This is a genomic window from Allorhizobium sp. NPDC080224 (assembly GCF_050281005.1).
In the GTDB taxonomy this organism is placed as follows: Bacteria; Pseudomonadota; Alphaproteobacteria; order Rhizobiales; family Rhizobiaceae; genus Allorhizobium.
On the sequence record NZ_JBNNWJ010000001.1, the window covers coordinates 2,729,726 to 2,753,754 of the forward strand.

General features: G+C 61.5%; 25 protein-coding genes. 14 read left to right on the top strand and 11 right to left on the bottom strand.

Features of this window, described 5'->3' with window-relative positions; translation table 11 throughout:
* Window positions 1–12 precede the first annotated feature (12 nt).
* The gene (locus ACQKP1_RS13515; protein ID WP_427275637.1) at window positions 13–1,395 is read left to right on the top strand and encodes an ATP-binding protein; all 1,383 of its coding nucleotides are present in this window, start codon (window positions 13–15) and stop codon (window positions 1,393–1,395) included.
* A 40-nt stretch (window positions 1,396–1,435) separates the two neighbouring features.
* On the opposite strand, the gene ACQKP1_RS13520 is transcribed toward ACQKP1_RS13515, so the two are convergent.
* From ACQKP1_RS13520 to ACQKP1_RS13535, 4 genes are all read right to left on the bottom strand, one after another.
* Window positions 1,436–1,780: a tRNA-binding protein gene (locus tag ACQKP1_RS13520; RefSeq protein WP_427275638.1), complete on the bottom strand. Its 345-nt coding sequence runs from the start codon at window positions 1,778–1,780 to the stop codon at window positions 1,436–1,438.
* Window positions 1,777–2,595, bottom strand: a complete 819-nt coding sequence (proC, locus tag ACQKP1_RS13525) for a pyrroline-5-carboxylate reductase (protein WP_427275639.1) — start codon at window positions 2,593–2,595, stop codon at window positions 1,777–1,779. The genes ACQKP1_RS13520 and proC overlap by 4 nt, the downstream gene beginning before the upstream one ends.
* A gap of 2 nt (window positions 2,596–2,597) precedes the next feature.
* A complete protein-coding gene (locus tag ACQKP1_RS13530) occupies window positions 2,598–3,098 on the bottom strand; it encodes a YbjN domain-containing protein (protein WP_006725585.1) in 501 nt (166 codons plus the stop codon).
* Between the two features lie 441 nt (window positions 3,099–3,539).
* Window positions 3,540–3,800: an accessory factor UbiK family protein gene (locus tag ACQKP1_RS13535; protein WP_076394649.1), complete on the bottom strand. Its 261-nt coding sequence runs from the start codon at window positions 3,798–3,800 to the stop codon at window positions 3,540–3,542.
* A gap of 190 nt (window positions 3,801–3,990) precedes the next feature.
* Here ACQKP1_RS13535 and lgt point away from each other — a divergent pair, with 190 nt between their 5' ends.
* From lgt to ACQKP1_RS13570, 7 genes are all read left to right on the top strand, one after another.
* Window positions 3,991–4,839, top strand: coding sequence for a prolipoprotein diacylglyceryl transferase (gene lgt, locus ACQKP1_RS13540; RefSeq protein WP_427275640.1), 849 nt, complete (start codon window positions 3,991–3,993; stop codon window positions 4,837–4,839).
* A 9-nt stretch (window positions 4,840–4,848) separates the two neighbouring features.
* Window positions 4,849–5,949, top strand: coding sequence for a class I SAM-dependent methyltransferase (locus ACQKP1_RS13545; RefSeq protein ID WP_427275641.1), 1,101 nt, complete (start codon window positions 4,849–4,851; stop codon window positions 5,947–5,949).
* Between the two features lie 132 nt (window positions 5,950–6,081).
* Window positions 6,082–6,876 carry a peptidoglycan editing factor PgeF gene (gene pgeF, locus ACQKP1_RS13550; protein ID WP_427275642.1) on the top strand — a complete coding sequence of 265 codons (795 nt, stop codon included), beginning with the start codon at window positions 6,082–6,084 and terminating at the stop codon, window positions 6,874–6,876.
* Between the two features lies 1 nt (window position 6,877).
* Window positions 6,878–8,029, top strand: coding sequence for a M24 family metallopeptidase (locus tag ACQKP1_RS13555; RefSeq protein ID WP_427275643.1), 1,152 nt, complete (start codon window positions 6,878–6,880; stop codon window positions 8,027–8,029).
* A 143-nt stretch (window positions 8,030–8,172) separates the two neighbouring features.
* On the top strand, window positions 8,173–8,961 hold the full coding sequence (locus tag ACQKP1_RS13560; protein ID WP_203016908.1) for a hypothetical protein: 789 nt from the start codon (window positions 8,173–8,175) through the stop codon (window positions 8,959–8,961).
* 152 nt (window positions 8,962–9,113) lie between these two features.
* The gene (locus ACQKP1_RS13565) at window positions 9,114–10,046 is read left to right on the top strand and encodes a ribose-phosphate pyrophosphokinase (RefSeq protein ID WP_006725592.1); all 933 of its coding nucleotides are present in this window, start codon (window positions 9,114–9,116) and stop codon (window positions 10,044–10,046) included.
* Between the two features lie 145 nt (window positions 10,047–10,191).
* Complete coding sequence (locus tag ACQKP1_RS13570) at window positions 10,192–11,046, top strand: hypothetical protein (RefSeq protein WP_427275644.1); 855 nt, start codon at window positions 10,192–10,194, stop codon at window positions 11,044–11,046.
* Here the strand turns inward: ACQKP1_RS13570 and ACQKP1_RS13575 are convergent, their stop codons facing one another.
* The 5 genes from ACQKP1_RS13575 to ACQKP1_RS13595 form a co-directional block, all read right to left on the bottom strand.
* Window positions 11,047–11,439, bottom strand: coding sequence for a DUF779 domain-containing protein (locus tag ACQKP1_RS13575; RefSeq protein WP_203016910.1), 393 nt, complete (start codon window positions 11,437–11,439; stop codon window positions 11,047–11,049). It lies immediately after the preceding gene.
* Window positions 11,440–11,547: 108 nt separating this feature from the next.
* Window positions 11,548–13,062: an aldehyde dehydrogenase gene (adh, locus tag ACQKP1_RS13580; protein WP_076394631.1), complete on the bottom strand. Its 1,515-nt coding sequence runs from the start codon at window positions 13,060–13,062 to the stop codon at window positions 11,548–11,550.
* 136 nt (window positions 13,063–13,198) lie between these two features.
* Window positions 13,199–14,155, bottom strand: coding sequence for a helix-turn-helix domain-containing protein (locus ACQKP1_RS13585; RefSeq protein WP_427275645.1), 957 nt, complete (start codon window positions 14,153–14,155; stop codon window positions 13,199–13,201).
* Window positions 14,156–14,301: 146 nt separating this feature from the next.
* Window positions 14,302–16,389, bottom strand: coding sequence for a putative bifunctional diguanylate cyclase/phosphodiesterase (locus tag ACQKP1_RS13590; protein ID WP_427276453.1), 2,088 nt, complete (start codon window positions 16,387–16,389; stop codon window positions 14,302–14,304).
* A gap of 85 nt (window positions 16,390–16,474) precedes the next feature.
* Window positions 16,475–16,684, bottom strand: coding sequence for a hypothetical protein (locus ACQKP1_RS13595; RefSeq protein WP_427275646.1), 210 nt, complete (start codon window positions 16,682–16,684; stop codon window positions 16,475–16,477).
* On the opposite strand from ACQKP1_RS13595, the gene ACQKP1_RS13600 reads away from it, so the two are divergent.
* The 5 genes from ACQKP1_RS13600 (at window position 16,683) to prmB (ending at window position 22,452) form a co-directional block, all read left to right on the top strand.
* A complete protein-coding gene (locus ACQKP1_RS13600) occupies window positions 16,683–17,285 on the top strand; it encodes a 50S ribosomal protein L25/general stress protein Ctc (RefSeq protein ID WP_427275647.1) in 603 nt (200 codons plus the stop codon). The two genes, ACQKP1_RS13595 and ACQKP1_RS13600, sit on opposite strands and share 2 nt — an antisense overlap.
* A gap of 210 nt (window positions 17,286–17,495) precedes the next feature.
* Window positions 17,496–19,874, top strand: coding sequence for an EAL domain-containing protein (locus ACQKP1_RS13605; protein ID WP_427275648.1), 2,379 nt, complete (start codon window positions 17,496–17,498; stop codon window positions 19,872–19,874).
* A 24-nt stretch (window positions 19,875–19,898) separates the two neighbouring features.
* The gene (locus ACQKP1_RS13610; RefSeq protein WP_427275649.1) at window positions 19,899–20,639 is read left to right on the top strand and encodes a substrate-binding periplasmic protein; all 741 of its coding nucleotides are present in this window, start codon (window positions 19,899–19,901) and stop codon (window positions 20,637–20,639) included.
* 78 nt (window positions 20,640–20,717) lie between these two features.
* A complete protein-coding gene (pth, locus tag ACQKP1_RS13615) occupies window positions 20,718–21,452 on the top strand; it encodes an aminoacyl-tRNA hydrolase (protein ID WP_427275650.1) in 735 nt (244 codons plus the stop codon).
* A gap of 70 nt (window positions 21,453–21,522) precedes the next feature.
* Window positions 21,523–22,452 carry a 50S ribosomal protein L3 N(5)-glutamine methyltransferase gene (gene prmB, locus ACQKP1_RS13620; RefSeq protein WP_427275651.1) on the top strand — a complete coding sequence of 310 codons (930 nt, stop codon included), beginning with the start codon at window positions 21,523–21,525 and terminating at the stop codon, window positions 22,450–22,452.
* Window positions 22,453–22,485: 33 nt separating this feature from the next.
* Here the strand turns inward: prmB and ACQKP1_RS13625 are convergent, their stop codons facing one another.
* Window positions 22,486–23,049 carry a TetR/AcrR family transcriptional regulator gene (locus ACQKP1_RS13625; RefSeq protein WP_427276454.1) on the bottom strand — a complete coding sequence of 188 codons (564 nt, stop codon included), beginning with the start codon at window positions 23,047–23,049 and terminating at the stop codon, window positions 22,486–22,488.
* Window positions 23,050–23,239: 190 nt separating this feature from the next.
* On the opposite strand from ACQKP1_RS13625, the gene ACQKP1_RS13630 reads away from it, so the two are divergent.
* Entirely contained in the window at window positions 23,240–23,638 is a 399-nt protein-coding gene (locus ACQKP1_RS13630; RefSeq protein ID WP_427275652.1) for a RidA family protein, read from the top strand.
* A gap of 51 nt (window positions 23,639–23,689) precedes the next feature.
* Here ACQKP1_RS13630 and clpS read toward each other — a convergent pair whose 3' ends face one another.
* Window positions 23,690–23,998 carry an ATP-dependent Clp protease adapter ClpS gene (gene clpS / locus ACQKP1_RS13635; protein WP_006725606.1) on the bottom strand — a complete coding sequence of 103 codons (309 nt, stop codon included), beginning with the start codon at window positions 23,996–23,998 and terminating at the stop codon, window positions 23,690–23,692.
* Window positions 23,999–24,029 lie beyond the last annotated feature (31 nt).

Here is a 24,029-nt window from a genome sequence, read left to right on the forward strand (position 1 = left end):
GAAGTGTAGCAGATGACGCTGTTCGATCAGATCCGCCGGGATCGCGACCGCAACCCGGCGACCGGCCTGAAGGGCTCTTTCCGCTGGCTGCGTCACAGGCTGCCGACTGGCATCTACGCCCGATCCCTGCTGATCATCATCCTGCCGATGCTGATCCTGCAGACGGTCGTCGCCTTCGTCTTCATGGAACGTCACTGGCAGCTCGTCACCGAGCGGCTTTCGGAAGCCGTGACACGAGACATCGCAGCTGTCATCGAACTTCTGCAGCGCTATCCAGGCGACGAGGACTTCTCCACGATCGCCGATGTTGCCGCCAGCAAGTTGAACCTGATGGTCTCGATCGAACCGGGCACCGAACTGCCCTCCCCGCGACCGCGGCCATTTTTCTCGATCCTCGACCAGATCCTGTCCGACGAGATCGCCGAGCAGATCCGCCGCCCCTTCTGGATCGACACGGTCGGAACCTCGCGCCTCGTCGAGATCCGCATCGTCATCGACGGCAGGACCTTGCGGATCTTCGCCCCGCGCAATTCCGCCTATGCTTCCAACACCCATATCTTCCTGGTCTGGATGGTTTCGACCGCGCTCGTGCTGATCGCCATTTCCATCCTCTTCCTGCGCGGCCAGATCCGCCCGATCCTCGCCTTGGCCAATGCCGCCGAAAGCTTTGGCAAGGGGCAACGTCCGCCGGAAGACTTCTCGCCGCGTGGTGCCGACGAAGTGCGCCGCGCCGGCCTTGCCTTCATCCTGATGCGAGAGCGTATCGAACGGCAAATGGAACAGCGCACCGCCATGCTGGCGGGCGTCAGCCATGACCTGCGCACCATCCTGACGCGCTTTCGCCTGCAGCTGGCGCTCGCCGGTGACGGACCGGAAATCGACAGTCTCAATCAGGATATCGACGACATGCAGAGCATGCTCGAAGGCTATCTCGATTTCGCCAAGGGAGAGGTCGAGGAAGATGTCGGAACACTCGATCTTGGCGACCTCTTCGAACGCGTCGCCGCCGACTTCAGCCTGCACAACCGCGCTTTCTCCTGGACGCTGGAGGGCGAGCCTCTGGTCCATGTGCGCCCCAATGCCTTCTCGCGCCTGGTGACCAACCTCGCCTCCAATGCGCGACGCTACGCACACAGGCTCGACATCGACGCCCGCCACACGGCGAAATGGCTGATCATCGTTTTCGACGACGACGGCCCGGGCATTCCCAAGGAATCGCGCGACGATGTCTTCAAACCCTTCTATCGGCTCGATGAAGCACGAAACCTGGATGCTTCCGGGACCGGGCTCGGTCTTGCAATCGCCCGCGACATCGCCCGCAGCCACGGCGGCAACGTGACGCTCGAGGACAGCCCGCTCGGCGGCCTGCGCGCCATCATCCGCGTTCCGGTCTGAGGTCATTTCGGCCAGTAAAAAGGGGCCCGAGGGCCCCTGGTCACATCATCTTCTTGCCGTTCGGTACAGGCTGCTCGACGGCCGCCAGCACGATGGCGCCATTCTCGTCCTCGAATCCGAGCGTCAGAACCTCCGAGCGAAACGGCCCGATCTGGCGAGGCGGAAAGTTGACGACGCCAAGCACCTGGCGTCCCAGCAGCATCTCCGGCGTGTAATGCACGGTGATCTGCGCCGAAGACTTCTTGATACCGATCTCGGGACCGAAATCGATCTTCAGCTTGAAGGCCGGCTTGCGCGCTTCCGGGAAGTTTTCGACCTCGACGATCGTGCCGACACGGATGTCGACCTTCTCGAAATCGGCAAACGTGATCTCGGAGCCGCTCACTGGGCGAGTTCCTCGGCCCGCTTGCGCGCCGCCTCGATCGCCTGATCGAACAGCGGCTGCATGCCGTCCTCAGCCATCAGCACCGAAAGAGCCGCCGCGGTAGTGCCGCCCGGGGAGGTGACATTCTTTCGCAACTGGGCAGCCGGGTCGGGGGACTGGTGCAACAATTCACCAGCCCCCGCGACCGTTTCTCGTGCGAGACGCATGGCGAGGTCCGCCGGCAGGCCCGCTTTCCGGCCTGCCTCTGCCATGCATTCGACGAGGTAAAAGACATAGGCCGGTCCGCTACCAGACAGGGCGGTCACGGCATTGATGTCGGCTTCGCTCGAGACCCATTCGACCGGGCCGGACACCTGAAGAAGACGATGAACGACGTCGCGCTGCTCTTCGGAGACGGCAGCATTGGCAAAGGCACCAGTGACGCCACGGCCGACCATAGCAGGCGTATTTGGCATGGCGCGCACCATGGCCGCCTTACCGAGATGGCCTTCCATCGAGGCGATGGTCTTGCCGGCGGCGACGGAAACCACCGTCGTCTTCGGCCCGACAACAGACGTGAGGCCCGGCAGGACCGCGTCCATGACCTGCGGCTTCAGGGCGAGAAAGAGAATATCAGCCTGCAGACCCACGGGCGGCGTGACAAAGTGCTGGGCACCGGCATCGTTGATCGCCGCCATCATCTTGTCGGAGGGACCCGGATCGAGCACCGTGACGGCGCTGCCCGGCACACCGCTCTTCAGCCAGCCAGCCAGCATCGCGCCGCCCATGTTGCCGGCTCCGACGAGGACGATCTGTCCAAATGCGGCATCCGTCATACTCAGGCTTCTCCGACCGTCTCGAACAGGACGGCATCCATGGCGCTCTTGGCGTCCATGCCGGACCAGACGACGAACTGAAAGGCCTGGTAATAGGCTTCACAGGCATCGACAGCGGAGGAGAGAAGCACCTCGACCTGGCGATTGGTCGGCTCGGCACCACCGGCAAGCAGAAGAGACTGGCGGAAGATCACAACGTCTTCGTTCCGCCACAGGTCGAAATGGCCCATCAGCACCTGCCCGTTGACGTAGGACAGAAGCTTGATGACTTCGTTCAGGCGGTTTTCAGGGATCTTCAGATCGAAGGCGGAAGCCAGATGCAGCGCCTCGAACTCCTCCATCCAGGAGAAGGAGACATGGTAATCGGCCCAGCGCCCCTCGACAGTCATTGCGATTTCGTCTTCGCCCGAACGCTCGAACGACCAGTCATTGGTCGCCGCGACAAACTCGATCATGTCGACCGGGTTGGATTGGCGTTCGACTTCGATTTCCATGAGGCTCATGCATCACCTTCTTGACCGGAATGAATACGGGCACCCGGCGAACCGCCGGGCCACTCGGACACCTGAACCGGAAACTACTGAAAACGATTCCGAAGGACCCCAGGGTAGAACACGCACCCTGTCCGAAACTTACGCGGCCCCCGCTCAGAATCATCGTTGAAAATCAGTGTATAATCGTCAGGGGCCAGCACCAGCCCCCTTCGCCATATTTGACTGTGTGACCTGTGGATGGCGCTTTCAGAATCGCCTTTGCATCACCCCATAAGCGACTCTGCCGATTGGCTTTTTCGAAGCTGTCCACAAGCTGCAATTTTTTCGTGGGTTCCGGCCCGAGCGACACCCGTCAAGGTGCTGAAAATACAAAAAGACCCAAAGCCACAGGCAATGGGTCTTGCTAAGCCTTGCGGCGTCTCGCGAAGCTGTTTCGAAACGGAGCAGCCGTTACTTAGGCTGGGTGGAGAGCTGGGCCTCGAGAGCCTCGATACGCTTCTGTAGCGCATCGTTCTCTTCGCGCGCCTTCAGCGCCATCTCGCGCACCACATCGAACTCTTCACGCTTGACCAGATCCATGCTGTTCAGCCAGCGCTCCGCCTGAGCGTGAAACGCCGTTTCCACCTCTTTTCGAACGCCTTGGGCAGCGCCCGCGGCGTCCGTCATCAACTTAGCGAAATCATCGAGAATACGGTTGGGGCCGGTCGACATGGAAAACTCCTCTGAAGCAGACTGCGGACTGGAAAATCGGTACCTGCAGATGAGGTAGGACCAGACAGCCCGGCACGCAAGACGCGAAGGACAGATAAAGGTGGTTGACGGTGTCGCAGCCGCCGCGATTCCATCTTGACCGTGCCAATTCGCAACGCCATTTTCCAGCAGCATTAACGAAAGTACTCCATTGTTGTCAGTCCTGGATCTTTTCGCCGCCGTATCCTTTCCCGCGATCGACCCGGTCGCTTTCTCGATCGGCCCGCTGTCGGTCCATTGGTATGGCCTCGCCTATGTTGCCGGCATCCTCCTCGGCTGGTTGATCGCCCGCGATCTCCTGAAGCGCCCGCATCTGTGGCCGAACGGCCAGGCACCCGCCAGCTTACAACAGATCGACGACTTCATCCTGTGGGTCGCGATCGGCGTCGTTGCCGGCGGTCGTCTGGGCTACATCTTCTTCTATGACTTCGCCTCGGTTGCCGCCAATCCGATGCGCGCTATCGAAGTCTGGAACGGCGGCATGTCCTTCCATGGCGGCTTCATCGGCGCGACGCTCGCCATGGTCTACTTCGCCCGGAAACATCAGATCCGCCTGTGGAGCCTCTTCGACCTGGTCGCCAGCGTCGTGCCGCTCGGCCTGCTGTTCGGGCGCATCGCAAACTTCATCAACGGCGAACTTTGGGGCCGGCCCGCCGATGTGCCGTGGGCGATGGCCTTTCCAACCGGAGGCCCCTTCCCCCGCCATCCGAGCCAGCTTTATGAAGCAGCGCTCGAAGGTCTGGTCCTGCTCATCCTGCTGCAGATCCTCGCCCGCGCATTCGGCGCCCTGCGCGCCCCCGGTCGCATCACCGGCATATTCGTTGCCGGCTACGCGTCGGCCCGTATCTTCGTCGAATTCTTCCGCGAGCCCGACGTGCAGCTCGGCTATCTCTATGGCGGCTGGCTGACCATGGGCATGGTGCTGTCGCTACCGATGGTCGTGATCGGGATCTGGATTTTCGTGCGGTCGGGGCGTCAGACCACCGCGACCCAAGGCTGAGGAGCCAAGATGGCCACACCGCTCGCCGAAAAGATCAAGTCGCTGATCTCTGCCAATGGTCCGATCAGCATCACGGACTATTTCGCCCTCTGCCTCGCCGACCCCGAACACGGCTACTATCGCACCCGCCATCCGTTCGGCCGTGCCGGCGATTTCGTCACGGCACCCGAGATTAGCCAGCTCTTCGGCGAAATGCTCGGCATCTTCATGATCAACACCTGGCAGCGCCACGGCGAACCGCGCGACGTGCGCCTCGTCGAAATCGGCCCTGGCCGCGGCACGATGATGGCCGACATGCTGAGGGTGATATCCCGTGCGGCACCCGAGCTCTACGAAACGGCGACCGTCCACCTCGTCGAAACAAGCGCACTCCTGAAACTCACCCAGATGGAAACGCTCTCCAGCCACGGCGACAAGGTCTCCTGGCACGAAAGCTTCGACGGCGTGCCTGAAGGGTTTACCCTGCTCGCAGCCAACGAACTCTTCGATGCGATCCCGATCCGCCAGTTCGTCAAGACCGCAGAGGGTTTTCGCGAACGCATGGTCGGTATCGACGACAATGACGAGCTGTGCTTCACGCTCGGCGTCGCAACGCTCGACCCGTCTATGCTGCCGCAGGGCGCCGATACGGCTGCCGATGGCGAAATCTTCGAAGTGGCCCCTGCCCGTCAGTCGGTGATGCTGACGATCTGCGAACGTCTGAAGCAAAGCCACGGCACCGCGCTGATCATCGACTATGGCCACATGGTCACCAATTTCGGCGACACCCTCCAGGCGGTGCGCGCCCATGAGTACGATCCGCCGCTTGCCCATCCGGGATTGGCCGATCTCACGAGCCATGTCGACTTCGAAAATCTCGCCCGCACTGCCCTTGCCGCCGGCGTGCATCTGAACGGCTGCATGCATCAGGGCGACTTTCTCGTAGGCCTCGGCATCGAGCAGCGCGCAGCCTCGCTTGGCCGTGACAAGGACGAGAAGACGCAAGCCGAAATCGTAGAGGCCGTGCATCGGCTTGCCGGCGCCGGCAATGGCTACATGGGCGAGCTGTTTAAGGTCATGGCGGTGTCGATGCCTGTCGTCCACTTGTTGCCATTCAAGTCCAAGCATTGACAGGACGGGATGCGATCTGCACGATCGCGCCCGTTCCAGACGGCTCGAACTTGAAGAAAGCCGATTGAATCCAATCGTTTCGCAGTATCCGCATAGCATACGCGTGATTTGCCAAGGCTCAGGAGACAAATCATGAGCACAGCCGACCAGCCACGCCCCATCCTAGCAGAGAGCCTCGACGCCACGACTGCAGCCGGCATCCGCCACGGCTTTTTCACCCGCGACGGCGGCGTCTCGGAAGGCATCTATCGCGGCCTCAATGTCGGTCTCGGTTCGAACGATGAGCCTGACAAGGTGCGCGAGAACCGCCGCCGGGTCAGCGCCTGGTTCGGCCTGCCGCCCGAACGGCTTGCCACCGCCCATCAGATCCATTCGCCCGACGTCGTGGTGGTCGGCGCCGATTATGACGGCAGCCGGCCAGAGGCTGATGCACAGGTCACAGCGAGCCCTGGCGTGGTGCTTGGCGTCCTGACCGCCGATTGCGGTCCGATCCTCTTCGCCGACCCAGAAAATCGGGTCATCGGTGCGGCGCATGCCGGGTGGAAGGGCGCATTGGGTGGCGTTCTCGAAAACACCGTTGACGCCATGATCGCGCTTGGCGCTCGGCGCGAGGCCATACGGGCGACCCTAGGACCTTCTATTTCCCAGAGAAATTACGAGGTCGGTCCGGAATTCGTCGACCGTTTCCTCGCCACCAATCCCCAATTCGAGGTCTTCTTCACCCCCTCGTCGAAACCTGACCATGCCATGTTCGACCTTCCAGGTCTCACCATCATGCGCCTAAGCCAAGCTGGCGTCATCGCCGACAGCACCGGCCATTGCACCTATGCGGCCCCTGAAACGTTCTTCTCCTATCGCCGGACGACCCATGCGTGCGAACCCGACTATGGGCGGCAGATATCCGCGATTGCGATTATGGAGGAATAAGATGGCCTTGCATTTTACGGAAAGCGAGTTCTCCGCTCGTCGCACCCGCCTGATGGCCCGTATGGCCGAAGAAAAGCTCGACGCCCTGCTGCTCTTCGCCCAGGAAAGCATGTATTGGCTGACCGGCTACGACACCTTTGGCTACTGCTTTTTCCAGACCCTCGTCGTCAAGGCAGATGGAAGCCTGACGCTGCTCACCCGGACCCCCGATTTGCGTCAGGCCAAGCAGACCTCGACGATCGAGAACATTGTCGTCTGGGTCGACCGGATGAATGCCGATCCGGCTGTCGATCTGCGCAACCTGCTGAGCGATCTCGATCTTCTCGGCATGCGCGTCGGCGTCGAATACGACACCCATGGCATGACCGGTCGCGTCGCGCGTCTCGTCGACAACCAGCTCACCAATTTTTGTGAAGCCGTGGATGCCTCTTACCTCGTCAGCAATCTCCGCCTGGTGAAGTCTCCAGCCGAGATCGCCAAGGTGACCGAGGCTGCCGAATTGGCCGACCTTGCGTTCGACGCCGCCCTGCCCCTCATCGGACCCGGTGCAGACGAAGCGGAGATTCTGGCTGCCATGCAGTCGGCGGTGCTCGCCGGCGGCGGCGACTATCCAGCCAATCCCTTCGTCATCGGATCGGCCGCCGACGCGCTTCTCTGCCGCTACAAGTCGGGCCGCCGAAAGCTCTCTGCCAACGACCAGGTGACGCTCGAATGGGCCGGTGTCGCCTCCCATTATCACGCTCCCATGCTGCGCACCGTCCTGATCGGCGACGTTACCTCCCGTCACCGCGAACTCTATACGGCAGCGATCGAGGGTATGCGGGCGATCGAGCAGGTGCTGCGCCCCGGCCACACCTTCGGCGAGGTCTTCGACGCCCATGCCAAGGTCATGGACGACCGCGGCCTCACCCGGCATCGCTTCAATGCCTGCGGCTATTCGGTCGGCGCGCGTTTCGCGCCGTCCTGGATGGAGCACCAGATGTTCCATGCGGGCAACCCGCTGGAGATCGCAGCCGACATGACCGTCTTCGTGCACATGATCATCATGGACAGTGACAAGGAAGCGGCGATGACCATCGGACACACCTACCTGACGACGGAAACGGGCCCGCGCGCTCTTTCGCGCCATCCGCTCGATCTGATCAGCGTCTGACGAAAGCTCGTCGGACGCCTTTGTCGAGGGGTGGCACGGTTTTGCCTGTCTGTTCAGGGAATTGACAGCCTGATCATGCTAGTCACATTAATTGTGACAGGATCGAAGCGGAAGGACCCGCCGTGGTGAGATGTTCTCGCAGGATGACCACGAAGCTGGCCGGCATCCTCGGCTTGCTGGCGCTGATCTCGGGCTGCAACAGCACGGATGTGCTGACGCCCCCGGAGAATGTCGGCAATGGCAGTCTGCCGCAGACCTATTCCCAGGAGCTTGCAGCCCCGGCAGGCGGCACTCAGCCGGTTCAAAGTGCACCGCTCGGCCAGCCCGGCGTCTATACAGAGCCAGTACGCGGCCCGCAGAATTCGCTGGAGGCCCAGGCCGCGGCCCTGGCACAGGGCGGCCGCAATCCGGCAGCCTCCGCACCGCTTGATGGCGCAGGCAATCAGACTTTCCCCAGCGCCCCGCAACAACAGCAGGCCACCACCCTCCAGGCGTCGCAACCCGCGCAGCCCGCCCCGCAAGCCACGCAGTCTCAGCAGGCGGCCCTGCCGCCTGCGGCCCAATCGACCGGCAGCATCCGCTTCCTGCCGATCATCGGCGCCCCGGTCCAGGCCGTCACGCCGCTCTCTCGCCAGCTCGGCGCAGAGGCGCGCGCCCGTGGCCTGACGATCAAGAGTGCCAGCGACGCTTCGAGCGAGCACATCCTCAAAGGCTACTTCTCCGCCTTCTCCGATGGCGGGAATGTCACGATCACCTATGTCTGGGATGTCCTCGATGGCAGCGGCGGACGGCTGCACCGGATCCAGGGCCAGGAGGTCGTGCCATCGGGTGCGCAGGACCCCTGGGCCGGCGTGCCGGCCTCGGTCATGCAGCAGATCGCGACCAAAAGCATGGCCGAATATGTATCATGGCGGAACACTCGCGCGGGTTGACGCCCAAGCGACATCCGCTCTGTAAAACCGCAAATCATGCGCCCCTTTTGGCGCATCAACCGAAAATATGGGCCTTGCCGTCCAAACCTCTTGCATTCAGGGGGAACGGCGCTAAAAAGCCCGCATCTCAGCATGGTAACAGGCGGGCCAAGATGAAGGTTTTCGCAGGTAATTCGAACCGGCAACTGGCCGAAACGATCTGCTCCTATCTCAACGTACCACTCGGCAAGGCCAGCGTCCGCCGTTTCGCAGACCAGGAAATCTTCGTAGAGATCCAGGAAAACGTTCGCGGCGAAGACGTCTTTGTCGTTCAATCGACGTCCTTCCCGACGAACGACCACTTGATGGAACTGCTGATCATGATCGACGCCTTCCGTCGATCCTCGGCACGCCGCATCACGGCCGTTCTTCCTTATTTCGGCTATGCACGTCAGGACCGCAAACCTGGTCCGCGCACGCCGATCTCGGCAAAGCTGGTCGCAAACCTGATCACCGAGGCTGGTGCAGACCGCGTTCTAACGCTCGACCTGCATGCCGGTCAGATCCAGGGCTTCTTCGACATTCCGACGGACAACCTTTATGCCGTGCCGCTCCTGGCGCGCGACATCAAGGAAAAGTACGACACCAACAACGTCATGGTCGTTTCGCCTGACGTCGGCGGCGTGGTGCGTGCCCGTTCACTTGCCAAGCGTCTCGACTGTCTGCTCGCAATCGTCGACAAGCGTCGCGACCGCCCGGGTGAATCCGAAGTCATGAACGTCATCGGCGAAGTGGCCGGCAAGGACTGCATCCTGATCGACGACATCGTCGATTCCGGCGGCACGCTTTGCAATGCAGCCGAGGCGCTGTTGAAGAACGGTGCGACCAGCGTGACGGCCTATATCACCCACGGCGTGCTCTCCGGTGGTGCCGTGACCCGCGTTGCCTCCTCCAAGCTGCGCGAACTCGTGATCACCGACTCGATCCAACCGACAACGGCCGTCCAGTCGGCGCACAACATTCGCGTGCTCTCGACGGCAACGCTGCTCGGCGAAGCAATCAACCGCACGAGCCAGGAAGAGTCGGTCTCCAGTTTGTTCGACTGAGACCGATCCTTAACAGTTAAGATTAAGACCGACAAAGCGATGTGAGCGGTGTCACAGCCACTTGCACGCGGTCTTTGCTTTGCATACAGCTTCGCCCGCAATACTTCCTTTCGGACCCGGCACCCCGGCTTTTGCGCGTGAGTTGATGTCACTCTCGGTTGAACAACTTCTGGCCAATCCAGATCTGCACGAAACGGTCCAGGACCAGTCCAGGGCTCTGCTGCGCGTCAATGAGGAAAGCCCACGGCTTGCCGCCGTGTTCGGCACCCAACAACGTTGGCTGCTGGGTCATCTGGCGATGAGCCACTATTTCCAGGAGGTCGCCCGCGGCAATCCGGAACCCGTCATTCTCATGGCCCGCTACCTGGAGCAGGTGAAGACGCTGGACATATCATCGGTCAACACCGCAGACGCCTTCATCAAGGAGATGCTTGTCTACGGCATTGCCCAGCACGGCCAGGCGCCCGACCGCCGCAACCGTCCCTTCGTGCCGGCACCGATCACGATCGCGGCCACCCGACGATGGGTCTTCATTCATCTGACCAGTCTTGACCGCCTGGACGGCGGCAACAGGCTGGATGCCTTCGAGGCGGACGAAACGATCCTTGCCCGGCTGCATCCGGAGATCACCCGCCGCGCCATGGTCTCGCAGGAAATCCGCACACCGCCTCAGACCTGGTCGCTGTTCACCTGGCTGAACAATGGCGGCATCGTCATGGACTGGCTGATGGTCGGGATCGATCCGGTCGATCCGGCGATCGAACGCGTGCCCACACAGGTGCGCTCCGTGCCGGAACTTGCGGAAAACTTCCGGCTCTCCCGCACGCATCTGACGCGCAAGCTGCGCGAAGCAGAAGCCATCGGCAGTGTCGGCTGGGAAGGCAATCGCGGTCGCTCGATCATGTGGATTTCCCGCGACTTCCTCCAGGAATATCTCGCCACGCAGGCCGTCAAGCTTGCGGTCATCGATGCCGCCTGCGAGGCCGTCGGCCTGCGCTGATCAAGTGGTGCCGGAAGAACGGGCCATCTCCGGCAGCGGGCACACCTCGCCACCGTCAAACAGCCGAGAGCGCGTCAGAAAACGCCGCTCACGGCCATTGTCGAGCGAGAACATGCCCCCTCGCCCCGGCACCACGTCGATGATCAACTGCGTATGCGCCCAGACCGCATACTGACTGCCGCTGATATAGAACGGCACTCCGCCGATCTCGCCGAGCTTCACATCCGTTTCGCCGACCCGGTAGTCGCTCACCGGATAACACATCGGCGAAGACCCGTCGCAACATCCACCGGACTGGTGGAAGAGGATCTCGGGGTGATCCTGTTTGATTTCGGCGAGAAACGCGAGTGCGGCGTCGGTTGCGGCGACGCGCGGCTGGTCTCCATTGGTCATGATCTGCCCTCCTCCTGTTGTCAGAACGAAAGAACCCCTCCTCCTGGTCGAGAGCAGGAAGAGGGGGTATCGGGGCGGCATTGGCGGACACCGCCCCTGGGGAGGGCCTCAGAAAAACCCGAGTGCCTTCGGGCTGTAGGACACAAGCATGTTCTTGGTCTGCTGGTAATGGTCGAGCATCATCTTGTGTGTCTCGCGACCGATGCCCGACTGCTTGTAGCCGCCGAAGGCCGCATGGGCCGGATAGGCATGATAGCAATTGGTCCACACGCGACCGGCCTGGATGTTGCGGCCGAAGTTGTAGCAGGTATTCGCATCGCGGCTCCACACGCCGGCCCCCAGGCCATAAAGCGTGTCGTTGGCGATTTCGAGCGCTTCCGCCTCGTCCTTGAAGGTCGTGACCGACACGACAGGCCCGAAGATCTCCTCCTGGAAGACGCGCATCTTGTTATGGCCCTTGAACACCGTCGGCTTGACGTAGTAGCCGCCGGCCAGTTCGCCCGAGAGATTGTTGCGCTCGCCGCCGATCAGCACTTCGGCGCCCTCCTGGCGACCGATATCCATATAGGACAGGATCTTTTCCAGCTGCTCGGAGGATGCCTGCGCGCCGATCATCGTTGACATGTCGAGCGGATCGCCTTGGCGGATCGCGGCCACGCGCTTCAGCGCCTTCTCCATGAAGCGGTCATAGATCTTTTCATGCACCAGCGCGCGGCTCGGGCAGGTGCACACCTCGCCCTGGTTGAGCGCAAACATCGCAAAGCCTTCGAGCGCCTTGTCGAGATAGTCATCGTCCTCGCGCATGACATCCTCGAAGAAGATGTTCGGCGACTTGCCGCCCAGTTCCAGCGTCACCGGGATCAGATTCTGCGATGCGTATTGCATGATGAGGCGACCGGTCGAGGTCTCGCCGGTGAAGGCGATCTTGGCGATGCGCGGGCTGGTGGCGAGCGGCTTGCCGGCTTCGAGGCCAAAACCATTGACGATGTTGAGCACGCCCGGCGGCAGGAGATCGCCGACCAGTTCAATCCAGACGAGGATCGAAGCCGGGGTCTGTTCGGCCGGCTTCAGCACGACGCAGTTTCCGGCCGCCAGTGCCGGCGCCATCTTCCAGGCTGCCATCAGGATCGGGAAGTTCCAGGGAATGATCTGGCCAACGACGCCGAGCGGCTCATGGAAGTGATAGGCGATCGTGTCGTGGTCGACCTCGCCGATCGTGCCTTCTTGGGCGCGAATGCAGGAAGCGAAATAGCGGAAGTGGTCGATGGCGAGCGGAATGTCGGCCGCCATGGTCTCGCGCAACGGCTTGCCATTGTCCCAGGTCTCGGCGCGGGCGAGCAGTTCGAGATTGTCCTCCATCCGCTGGGCGATCTTCATCAGGATGTTGGAGCGTTCGGTCGAGGACGTCCGACCCCATTTGTCCTTGGCGGCATGGGCCGCATCGAGCGCCAGATTGATGTCATGCTCATCGGAGCGGGCGATATCGCAGAGCTTGCCGCCGGTCACCGGCGTGGTGTTCTCGAAGTAGCGACCATTGACCGGCTCACGGAACTCGCCGCCGATGAAGTTGCCGTATTTCAGCTTGAACGGCGAAGCCGCAATGGTCTGGACCTGAATGTTCATCTGTCATCCTCCCTGTGAAAGGACCCCTCCTCGGGTCCCGATGGCAGGATGATTGCTGCGTTCCGGGTCAGTAGATAGTGGCGCGAAACAGTGCTGCAGCGCACAGTGTTTCAGGAATGCGACACATATCGGCAGGTCAGTGCAGCTGGAAGCGCTTCATCTTCCGGTGCAGGGTCGCGCGGCTGATGCCGAGCATCTGGGCTGCTTGTGAGACATTGCCATTAGTCCGCGAAAGCACGCGTCGCAATGCAGCCCGCTCGGCATCGTCGAGATCGCTACTCACCTCCCCGCGTGTCTCGCGCAGCGCATCGGCAGCCGGAAGCCCCTGCGCGATCAGCCCGTCATCGAGCTTCAGGGCAAGACGCGCCGCCTTGGTCGCGCCGAGGATCAGGTCGTCCCCATCGACCGCAATCAATGCGGACAAGGAGTTCGCCTGGGGCACAATGACGATGCGCGCGCCGGCAAATGCCTGGCGGAAGAGATTGCTTTCGACCCGGGCTGCGGCATCGCGCACAGCCTGGGAAAGCACGGCGAGCGTCATGTCGGAGACATCGTTGCGGCAGGTGGAAACATCGAGTGCTGCCGTCAGCCGGCCGAGATGGTCGCGGATCGGTGCCGTCGCACAGGAGAGCTCGATATTTGCGCTCATGAAATGCTGGTCACGGTGGATAACGACGGCGCGCTCGTCGGCCAGCGCCGTGCCGATCCCGTTTGTCCCGACACTCGCCTCGCTCCATAGCGTCTGCTGCCACAGCCCCAGCGCCTGGAACTCGACGTCGTCACCGGGCGCACCACGCCGGTCGACCACGATGCCGTTCTGATCGGCGAGAATGATGCAACAGCCGGATTTTCCGACCAGCTGATAGAGCCGGTCCACCTCGTCGGCGGAGCTACCGATCAGCCGTTCCATGCGCTCGCGCGCTTCGCGATACATCGCCTCGTCGACCAGCACCGGCTTGCGCGCCTCTTCGGGTTGCAGGTGGTAAAGGTTGAGGCAACGGCTCCACGAGGCAGCAACCGGCGAGGTCACAGCGGCGGATGCCTTCTGCGCCGTCGAATACACGAGTTCGGAATGTCTGAGATCCTGACGCATCTGCTCCTCCCAAAGCACAGGCTGCAGTATGCGCCTTCCTGCTCCAGAGGCAATCGCTCATATAACCGGCAAATGATCAGGCAACATTTTGTCGCCCGGAATGGCGCAAATCTGCGACACCTTCAAAACACGTTTATTTCGAACGCTCAGGCCGCCATATCGGCAGCGCTGCCGGGCTTGAGAACTTCTTCCCCGCTCGGCACCGAGGGCTGCGCGGGATTGACGATATCCTGCAGTTCCGAGAGCGGCTGCGGTTTGCCATAGAGGAAGCCCTGAACCTGCTGACACCCCTCCTCCTGGAGGAAGCGCAGATGCGCCGCATTCTCGACGCCTTCGGCCAGCACGGGAATGTCGAGGCTCTGGGCCAGAATGAGCGTCGAGCGGACGATCGCGGCCGACTGGCGGTTCTCCACGACGCTGTCGATGAAGCCCCTGTCGATCTTGATCTTGTCGAAGGGGAAAAGCTGCAGCGTCGAAAGCGACGAATATCCCGTGCCGTAGTCATCCATGGCGATGTTCACGCCAATCGCCTTCAACTGTCGGATAATGTGCAGTGCATGCTGCTGGTCATCAATGATGCCGGACTCGGTGATCTCCAGTTCGAGGCGCGCCGGATCGAGACCCGACTCATCGAGAATTTCGCGCACCCGCTCAGGCAGCGCTGAATTGGCCAACTGCTTGGGCGCGACATTCACGGCGATCTTGAGCGGATTGCGCCACTGCACGGATTCCAGGCAGGCCTGACGCAGCACCCAGTCACCGAGCTCGCCGATGAATCCTGTCCGCTCCGCAATCGGAATGAATTCGGATGGCGGAACCATGCCCCGTGTGGGATGAAACCAGCGCAACAGAACCTCGAAACCGACCACCTCGCCGGTCTGCGTGTCGTTCTGCTTCTGGAAATAGAGCTGAAACTCGTTGCGCAGGAAGCCGGCCCGCATGTCCATCGCGAGCGCGCTCCGCTCGCGAGCGGCCTGGTCCATGGACTTGTCGTAGAAGCAGACATTGTTCGAGCCGGCAGACTTTGCGCGATACATGGCAATATCCGCCTGCGCCATGAGGTCGTCGATGTCCTCGGCGCCATCAGGAAAGGCCGTAACCCCGATGCTTGTCCCGACGGAGAGTGTCAGTCCCTTCCATTGGATCGGCGACACCAGTTCGGAGATGATGCTCCGTGCAAAGGACTCGGCAGCGCCTGCGGTGAACAACCGGGGACTGACCGCAATGAATTCATCTCCGCCGATGCGGGCCACGAATTCACCCGGTTTCAGGCTGGCCGACATGCGCTCGGCAACCACACGCAACACGTGGTCACCTGCCGCATGGCCGTGCACGTCATTGATCTCCTTGAAACGGTCGAGATCGAAGGAGAAGATGTAGATGCGATCATTGCGCGCAGCCGGCCGGTCCATGAGGTCCCCGAGACGCTCCAGGAACGCCATGCGGTTCGGCAGGCCAGTGAGCGCGTCATGCAGCGACAGCTGGCGATAGCGCTCGACCGCCGAGCGGTTCGATTGGCGGTCGATGACATAGGTCATCGCACCGATCGCCAGGATCAGCAGCGTGACGAAGATCAGCACGACCGTCATCACGCTTTCGGGCAGCATGTTTACCGGCAACGAAGCACCAAAATTCGGCTCGACGGTCAATGCTGTCATGCCGATGAAGTGCGTCGACGCAATTGCCAGCACGAGTGCGACGCCACCGCCATAACGGCAGAATCGCGTGACCGGCCGGGCCACGCGATTGGTGGCAAGGGCTCCGAACAGTCCGGCTGCCACCAGAGAGGCCCAGACGTAGTTCATGTTCCAATGCAGATCCGCCTGAACCTGATAGCCAGACATGCCGACATAATGCATCGATGCAATGCCAGCACCGACGATCGCTCCACCGGCTTCAATGAGGAGGCTGCGCGTGGTCACTGCGGCAATGAAGAGACCCATGCCCGTGATCACGATGGCGAGCACCAGCGAAAGCAGCGTCGCGGTCGGCTCATAGCCTGCGAGAGCGTCTGCTTCGTAGCCCATCATGGCAACGAAATGCGTCGTCCAGATGGATGAACCGCCGATGATGGACGTAAGGGCAATCCAGCTCGCACGCGCCGGACCCCGTGTGCTGCGAACGCGGCTGAAAAGGCGCATTGTGAGCAGCGATCCCAGCACACAGATAAGGACTGCTGCGACCAGTGAAACCGGGTCGTGATCGACGGCGATGCAGGATAGAACGGCGAGCATGGGCGAAAACCAGTTCGAATTGACGGTCAAATCTATCAATGGTCAATTTCCAAATGCTCACCGCGCATGGTTATCAAGTTGTGTTTCAGGCCGTGTTGGCGAGCAGCCGGATCACAAGCGCGTTATGCGGCAGTTTCTCCCGCACAACCTTGCTATTGCGCCACATCTGGTCTATAGGCGCCCGATCCGCACAGACACCCTTGGAGGCAATGTGGATGGGACCGGCAACGGTCTCCGGTTCTGGCATTGCATAACTGCCGCCAGGGCTCTCCAGTAACTTGAAAGGTAAAGCCATGAGCCACGCTTCTTACGAGCTCAAGGCCGTAGCACGCGAACGGGTAGGTAAGGGGTCCTCCCGCGAACTTCGCCGCAACGGTCTCATCCCGGCTGTCATCTATGGTGACAAGCAGGCCCCGATTGCGATCTCGATCAACACGAACGAGATCACCAAGCGCATCCATGCCGGCGGTTTCATGACCACGATCGCCACCATCGATCTCGATGGCAAGAAGATCAGCGTTCTGCCGAAGGACTACCAGCTCGACCGCGTTCGTGACTTCACGATGCATGTCGACTTCCTGCGCGTCTCGGCAAACAGCCAGGTCTCGGTTCAGGTTCCGGTTCACTTCGTCAACGAAGAGAAGTCGGCCATCAAGACCGGCGCCGTTCTCAACATCGTTCGTCACGAAGTTGAACTGCACTGCCCGGCTTCCGACATTCCGGAAGCGATCACGGTTGACCTCGCCGGCCTGAAGGTTGGCGACGCGATCCACATCTCGGCCGTCAAGCTGCCGAAGGGCGTGACCCCGGTCATCGCAGACCGCGACTTCACGATCGCAACGATCGTCGCTCCGGCAGCCGGCGTTGCCGAAGAAGAAGGTTCGGCGGAAGCCTGATCGATCTGATCCATTCGATGGATGGAGCCCACCCTTTCCGGGGTGGGCTTTTTTATGGCTTTCGCGCGGCAGTAGAAGAGACTCGAATCCCACTATTTCTCTTTAGGCAAGTTTAAAGTATTTCGTGAAACGCTCCGCCTCTCAATTATTGCGTGAGGGAGCATTGAGCAGCATGCCGCATCATCCCGCGCCGCTTGAGGCGGACCGCTGATGACCCGTTCGGTGGAGAGCCGCTTCCTGGCGATCGTGGGCACGACGATTTTTATCCTCGTCGTACCGCTCTTCGCGTTGTTCCTGTCTTTGGCGACAGAACGCGCCTCCAACGAATTGCAGCAGAACCTCGATATCCTGCTCGCCGCCAATGCCCAGGCGCTGGCCAAGCCGCTCTGGGACTTCGACCAGGAAAGCGTCGAACAGATTACCGCGACCATCGTCTCGAACGGCCCCGTCAGCCGCGTCAACGTCAAGGACGTCTCGGGCGGCATTGCCGTCTCCATGCCGGCTCTGCCGAAATGGCCGAAAAACGGCCTGGAATCGATCACCCGCGAGATCTTCTACCGTGCGGTCGAAGGTCCCAAGCTGGTCGGCACCATCACCATCTATTACAGCCGGATCGATATCTTCTCCTCGCTGCGCCAGGCAGAGGTGATGCTGATCGGCATCTTCATGCTGGCAGTCATCGGCGTCGTCGGCGCGGCCATCATCGGCAATCGTCTGATGGTGATGAAACCGCTCCTGAAGCTCACCGCCGCCATCGAGGCGACCCGCCGTCTGGGTTCCCGCCACCATGTGGATTGGCAGTCCAACGACGAGATTGGGCGTCTGGCGCGCAGCTTCAACGCCATGCAGATCAAGCTTGAGCAGGAAGAAGGCGAGTTGCGTCTCGCCCACCGCCGCGCGACCGATATCTACAACACCACGCCGGCCATGCTGTTTTCGCTCGATGAAGAAGATCGCATCACCGGCGTCAGCGACTACTGGCTGCTCGCCACCGGCTACCAACGCCAGCAGATCGTCGGCCGCCGCTTCATCGAACTGGTGCCCCCGGAAGCGCGCGCCGCCTATCTGGAGCGCAAGAAGACACGCTCGATCGCCGACGTGCTGGAAGCGACGACCCAATTCGTCTGCGCCGACGGCATCGTGATGGACGTGCTGATTGCCGAAGCAAACCGCAAGATCGAGGGCGCCGAGGAAGACCTCTCCCTTTCGGTCATGACCGACGTCACCGCGCTCAAGCAGTCCGAAGAGCGTAACCACCGCCAGGCCATTACCGACCATCTGACCGGGCTACGCAATCGCCAGGGCTTTGAAACCGCCCTCGACAGCGAGATCGCCGCGACCGATGCTGCGGGCGAAGAACTCGCCTGCATTTTCGTCGATCTCGACCGCTTCAAGTGGATCAACGACAATCTCGGCCACCAGGCCGGCGACCTCGTGCTGTGCCGCTTCGTCGAGCGCATGCAGGAACAGCTTCCGAAGGGTGCGATCGCAGCAAGGCTTGGTGGCGACGAGTTTGCCATCCTGTTGCGCGGTGTCGCGATCGAAGACGTGGCGACTGGGATCAGCCGTGCACTCTGCGACATCTTCGTTGACCCCATGTCGATCGAGGGCTCGACCGTGCGCTTGAGCGCCAGCATTGGCATCGCCCTTTATCCGCGCCATGCCGCCAATGCCGCAGAACTGCTGCAAAAGTCCGACATGGCTATGTACAGCAAGAAGCGCGACGGCAAGAATGGCGCGCAGCTCTACGACCCGCAAATCCAGGATCACACCCGCCGCCGTGCCGAAATCGAACACGACATCGAGGAAGGTCTAAAGGAAGACTGGTTCGATGCCTTCTTCCAACCGATCGTCGAGATCGAGAGTGGACGGACTGTCGGCTACGAAGCATTGATGCGCCTCGTCCACCCGCAACGCGGGATCGTGCCACCGGCAGAAATCATCGGCGTCGCCGAGGAAACCGGCGCGATCAGCCGCCTAGGCGGCCATGTGCTTGAGAAGGCGCTTTCCAATCTCGCCCGCCTGAGCGCGGCCACCTGCAACCACGACGCCTATCTCGCCGTCAACTTCTCGCCGCTGCAGTTCGACGCCTCGCTGCCGGTCCGGCTGGCAGCCCTCACCGCCCATTTCGACATCGCGCCGCGCCGCATCGTCATCGAGATCACCGAAGCGACGCTGCTGCACGACAATCCGCAGATCCGCACCATCCTCGATGAATTCAGCCGCTACGGCTATCGTCTCGCGCTCGACGATTTCGGCACCGGCTATTCATCCCTGAGCTATCTCAACCGCTTCCCGGTCGACATCGTGAAGATCGACCAGTCCTTCATCCGATCGTTGACCGAGGACGAACCTGAACTGCGCCACAAGAGCCGCATGCTCGTCGAAGGCATCACCGCCATCTCTCACAAGATGGAATGCACCGTCGTCGCCGAAGGCATCGAGACGGATGAACAGCGCCGCATTCTGGAAGAGTTCGGCGTCGACTACGGCCAGGGCTATCACTTCGCCCGCCCGCAGCCGCTGCCGAAGCTGATCGAACTCGCCCTGTCCGCCCCGACCAACCTGCCAAAGGTGTCCGCAGGCTGACATCATCAGAAAGAGGGAACCGCAATGAAAGTCTATACAATCATGCTTTCACTTGCGGCGGCCCCGGTCGCCGCCGCAGACATCGTCCATTTCACCACGGAGGACTACCCGCCCTACAATTTCAGGGTCGGAAGCGAAATCCGCGGAGCCGGTTACGATCAGGTCCTTCTGATGATGGAGGACATCAACCATCCCTACACCATCGAGATGATGCCCTGGGCCCGCGCCATTGCCCTGGCCGAAAGCGAACCGATGCATTGCGTCTTCACCACCGCCCATATCCCGGAGCGCGACACGCGCTTCAAATGGGTGGAGCCGGTCGCGGTCGGCCGCAACTTTATGGTCTCCCACAAGAATTCGGGCATCAAGGCTGCCAATATTGAAGAGGCCAAGCGCCACATCGTCGGCACCCAGCGCAACGATTACACCCAGACCTTGCTGGAAAACGAGGGCTTCCCGAAGATCGATCTCGCCACCGACCTGAAGCTGACCCTGAAGAAGCTGGAAAGCAAGCGCATCGACTTGATGCCAATCTCCGAGCAGCATTACATCGAATTGCAGGAGAAGGGCGTCGACCTCGAAGCCCAGTTCGTCTTCTCCGAGCAGAAGTTCGCCATTGCCTGCAACGTCAACTTTCCCGCCGATCTGCTCGCCCGCATGCAGGGCGCACTCGACAAGTTGATCGCTGACGGCACCCAAGCGGAAATCTTCGAGACCTACGATCTGCGCTATTCGAGTTTCGGTCAGGTCGCCGCCAAACCCTGAGCCGGCCGACATCAGTCTTGACTTTCGCGCCGTTTCGCTGTCGGGAAAGGCAAAGGAATTCAAGACGGAGCCTCGGCGATGATCATCCTGGCCGGCCTCGGCAATCCCGGTGCGCAGTACCAGAATAACCGGCACAATATCGGCTTCATGGCGGTTGACGCGATCCAGCGCCGCCATGGCTTTTCGCCATGGGCGAAAAAGTTCAAGGCCGAGATTTCGGAAGGCACGCTTGCCGGCGAAAAGGTCATGCTGATAAAGCCGCAGACCTTCATGAACCTCTCCGGCGAAAGCGTTGGCGAAGCCATGCGCTTCTACAAGCTCGGCCCCGAAGACATTGTCGCCATCTATGACGAGCTCGACCTCCTGCCCGGCAAGGCCCGCATCAAGACCGGCGGCGGCCATGGCGGCCACAACGGCATCAAGTCGCTCGATGCGCATTGCGGGCTGAACTACAGACGCCTCCGTCTCGGAATCGGCCATCCCGGCGACAAGTCGAAGGTCCACAACCACGTGCTCGGCGACTTCGCCAAGGTGGACGCCGAATGGCTCGATCCGCTGCTCGAGGCACTCGCCGACAATGCCGAGATGCTGGTACGTGGCGAAGATTCGCAGCTGATGAACAAGCTGGCGCTCGCAACCGGTGCTAAGGCCGAGGACGAAAAGCCGGCCAAGACGCCGAAGGCGCCCAAGGCGCCGAAACCCGCCCAGTCCCACATCCATCAGGCACGCAATTTCAACCAGCCGAAGAAGCTTCCCGAAACGGGCCCGATGGCGGACATGCTGAAGAAGCTGTTCGGCCCTAAGGGCGATTAACACGATCCGGGCGGATGACTGCCCTGCCCCCGCCTCAAACCGATAGCCGCAGAAACGACCGGATAACGCCATGAGCCACGACATCACCACCGACCTCGTCACCCTGCGCGACTACTGGCGTTATGCCATTTCCCGCTTCAATGTCGCTGAACTGAGCTACGGCCACGGCACCCACAATGCTGTCGATGATGCCGCCTTCCTCGTGCTCGACAGCCTCGACCTGCCGATCGACACGCTCGATCCCTTCCTTGACGCGAAACTGCTGCCCGCGGAACGCCGCCTGCTCGCCGAGCGTATCGAAACGCGCGTCGCGACCCGAAAGCCCTCGGCCTATCTCACCGGCCGCTCCTACATTCAGGGCCTTCGCTTCTTCGTCGACGAGCGCGTGATCGTGCCGCGCTCGCATATCGGCGAGATCCTGTTCAACGAATATGGCGGCGAGTTCGGCTCGACCTTCCTGCCCGATCCCTTCGCGGTGGAAAGCGTCGTCGACATCTGCACCGGCTCCGGCTGCCTCGCGATCCTCGCCACGCGCTTCTTCCCGCTGGCATCAGTCGATGCCGTCGATCTCTCCGCCGATGCGCTTGAGGTCGCCGAAAAGAACCGCCAGGCCTATGGCCTCGAAGACCAGCTGACGCTGCACCAGGGCGATCTCTTTACGCCGCTATCAGGCCGCAAGTTCGACCTCATCATCACCAATCCGCCCTATGTCGACCACGAGGCCATGGACGCCTTCCCGGCCGAATACCGCGCCGAACCGGCCATGGCCCATGACGGCGGCGAAGACGGCCTCGACCTCGTCCGCACGCTGCTCACTGAGGCCCCCAAGCACCTGAACCCGGGCGGCGGCATGCTGTGTGAGATCGGCCGCGGCCGCGATATCCTCGAAGTCGAGTTTCCCGACCTCGACTTCCTCTGGGTCGAGACGACGGAAGAGGAAGACGCGGTGTTCTGGATCTCAGCGGAAGCGCTTGGCGTGAAGTCGGTCAAGGGCAAGTAAGGCCACGGCCTCACCTGTGTTTGACGATGCAGATCACCGCGCCAAAAGCCCTTCAACCAGCGCCCGAAACGCCTCCTGCGCTTTTGGCAAGACCTTTTCGGGCTCTGCGCTGGCGGCAATCCACATGGCGGCATTCAGCGCCGCGCCACTGATCAGCCGGGCGGCCGCTTCGGCGTCGACCGGCTTCAAGACGCCCTGCCCCATCAATGCTCCGATCGCCTCGCGCGTCACCTGCAGACAGGAATTCTGGCTCGGCCATTGCGAGGGGTCTCCGAGCACCGCCGGCCCATCGAGCAACACGATCCGCTGCACTTCCGGATCGAGCGCCATCTCGATATAGGCGGCCCCTTCAGCGAGCAGCGCATCCCACCCCTCGCCGGCCGCCGCGGCATGCCGCTTCGCCCTCCCTGCCATTTCCGTATCGATCTGTTCGACCACGGCGGCGAAGAGGCCCCGCTTGTCGCCGAAATTGTGATAAAGCGCGCCCCGCGTCAGCCCGGCCTCTGCGGTGAGCGCATCCATGGACGCTGCCGCATAGCCCTTGTCGGCAAAGGCCTTGCGCGCCGCGGCAATCAACCGGGCGCGGTTTTCTTCCATGCTTTCCGCTCTTGTGCGCTTCAAGGAGACCTCCGGAATTCACATACGTCGCGTATGCGAGATTGACATACGTTCCGTATGCGAATAAACCTACATACGCAACGTATATGAAATCTTCAGCCCGCAGCCAAGCGGCATTTCACCGACCCACTCTAGGGCGGAATGACGCCGCATGCCCGAAAGGATACCCATGACCAAGCCAGAACCCGTCTTCCCGGCAAACCGCCACGCCCTTTACGAGGCACATGGCTATTCCGCCGCCATCCGCTCCGGCGACCTCCTCTTCGTCTCCGGCCAGGTCGGAAGCCGCGAGGATGGCACGCCAGAACCGGACTTCGAGGCCCAGGTGCGCCGCGCCTTCGCCAATCTTGAAGCAACATTGGCAGCCGCCGGATGCACCCTCGCTGACATCGTCGACGTCACCAGCTTCCACACCGACCCGGAAAACCAGTTCGAGACAATCATGAAGGTCAAGGCAGAGGTTTTCCCCGCCCCGCCCTATCCGAACTGGACGGCGGTCGGCGTGAACTGGCTGGCTGGCTTCGATTTCGAGATCAAGGTGATCGCGCGCATTCCGCAGGCGCGATGAGCAAGCGCAGGTAACCGCTTGCCCGATCGAGAGGACGCGAGCTTCGCGTCCTCACTCCTCCGGTTCTGCCGTAAACAACAGCGGCATGCCCGCCTCCTTGGCGAGATCCATGGCTTCCGTCACCTTCGTCTCGGCAATCTCGCGCGTGCAGACCACGACAACTGCCGACCCGAACTTGTGCGCCGTCATCATCACCCGGTAGCCCGTCTCCTCACTCATCCGGAACACAACCTTCAGGACGATCGTGACGAATTCCCGCGGCGTATAATCGTCATTGTGCAGAAGCACCTTGTAGAGCCTGGGCTTCTCCACCTTGGGCTTGGTCACCGTCTTCGGCGTCAGTACCGTATCCTTCGCCATGGGTTCCTTCCGGATCTAGAGGCCGCATCAG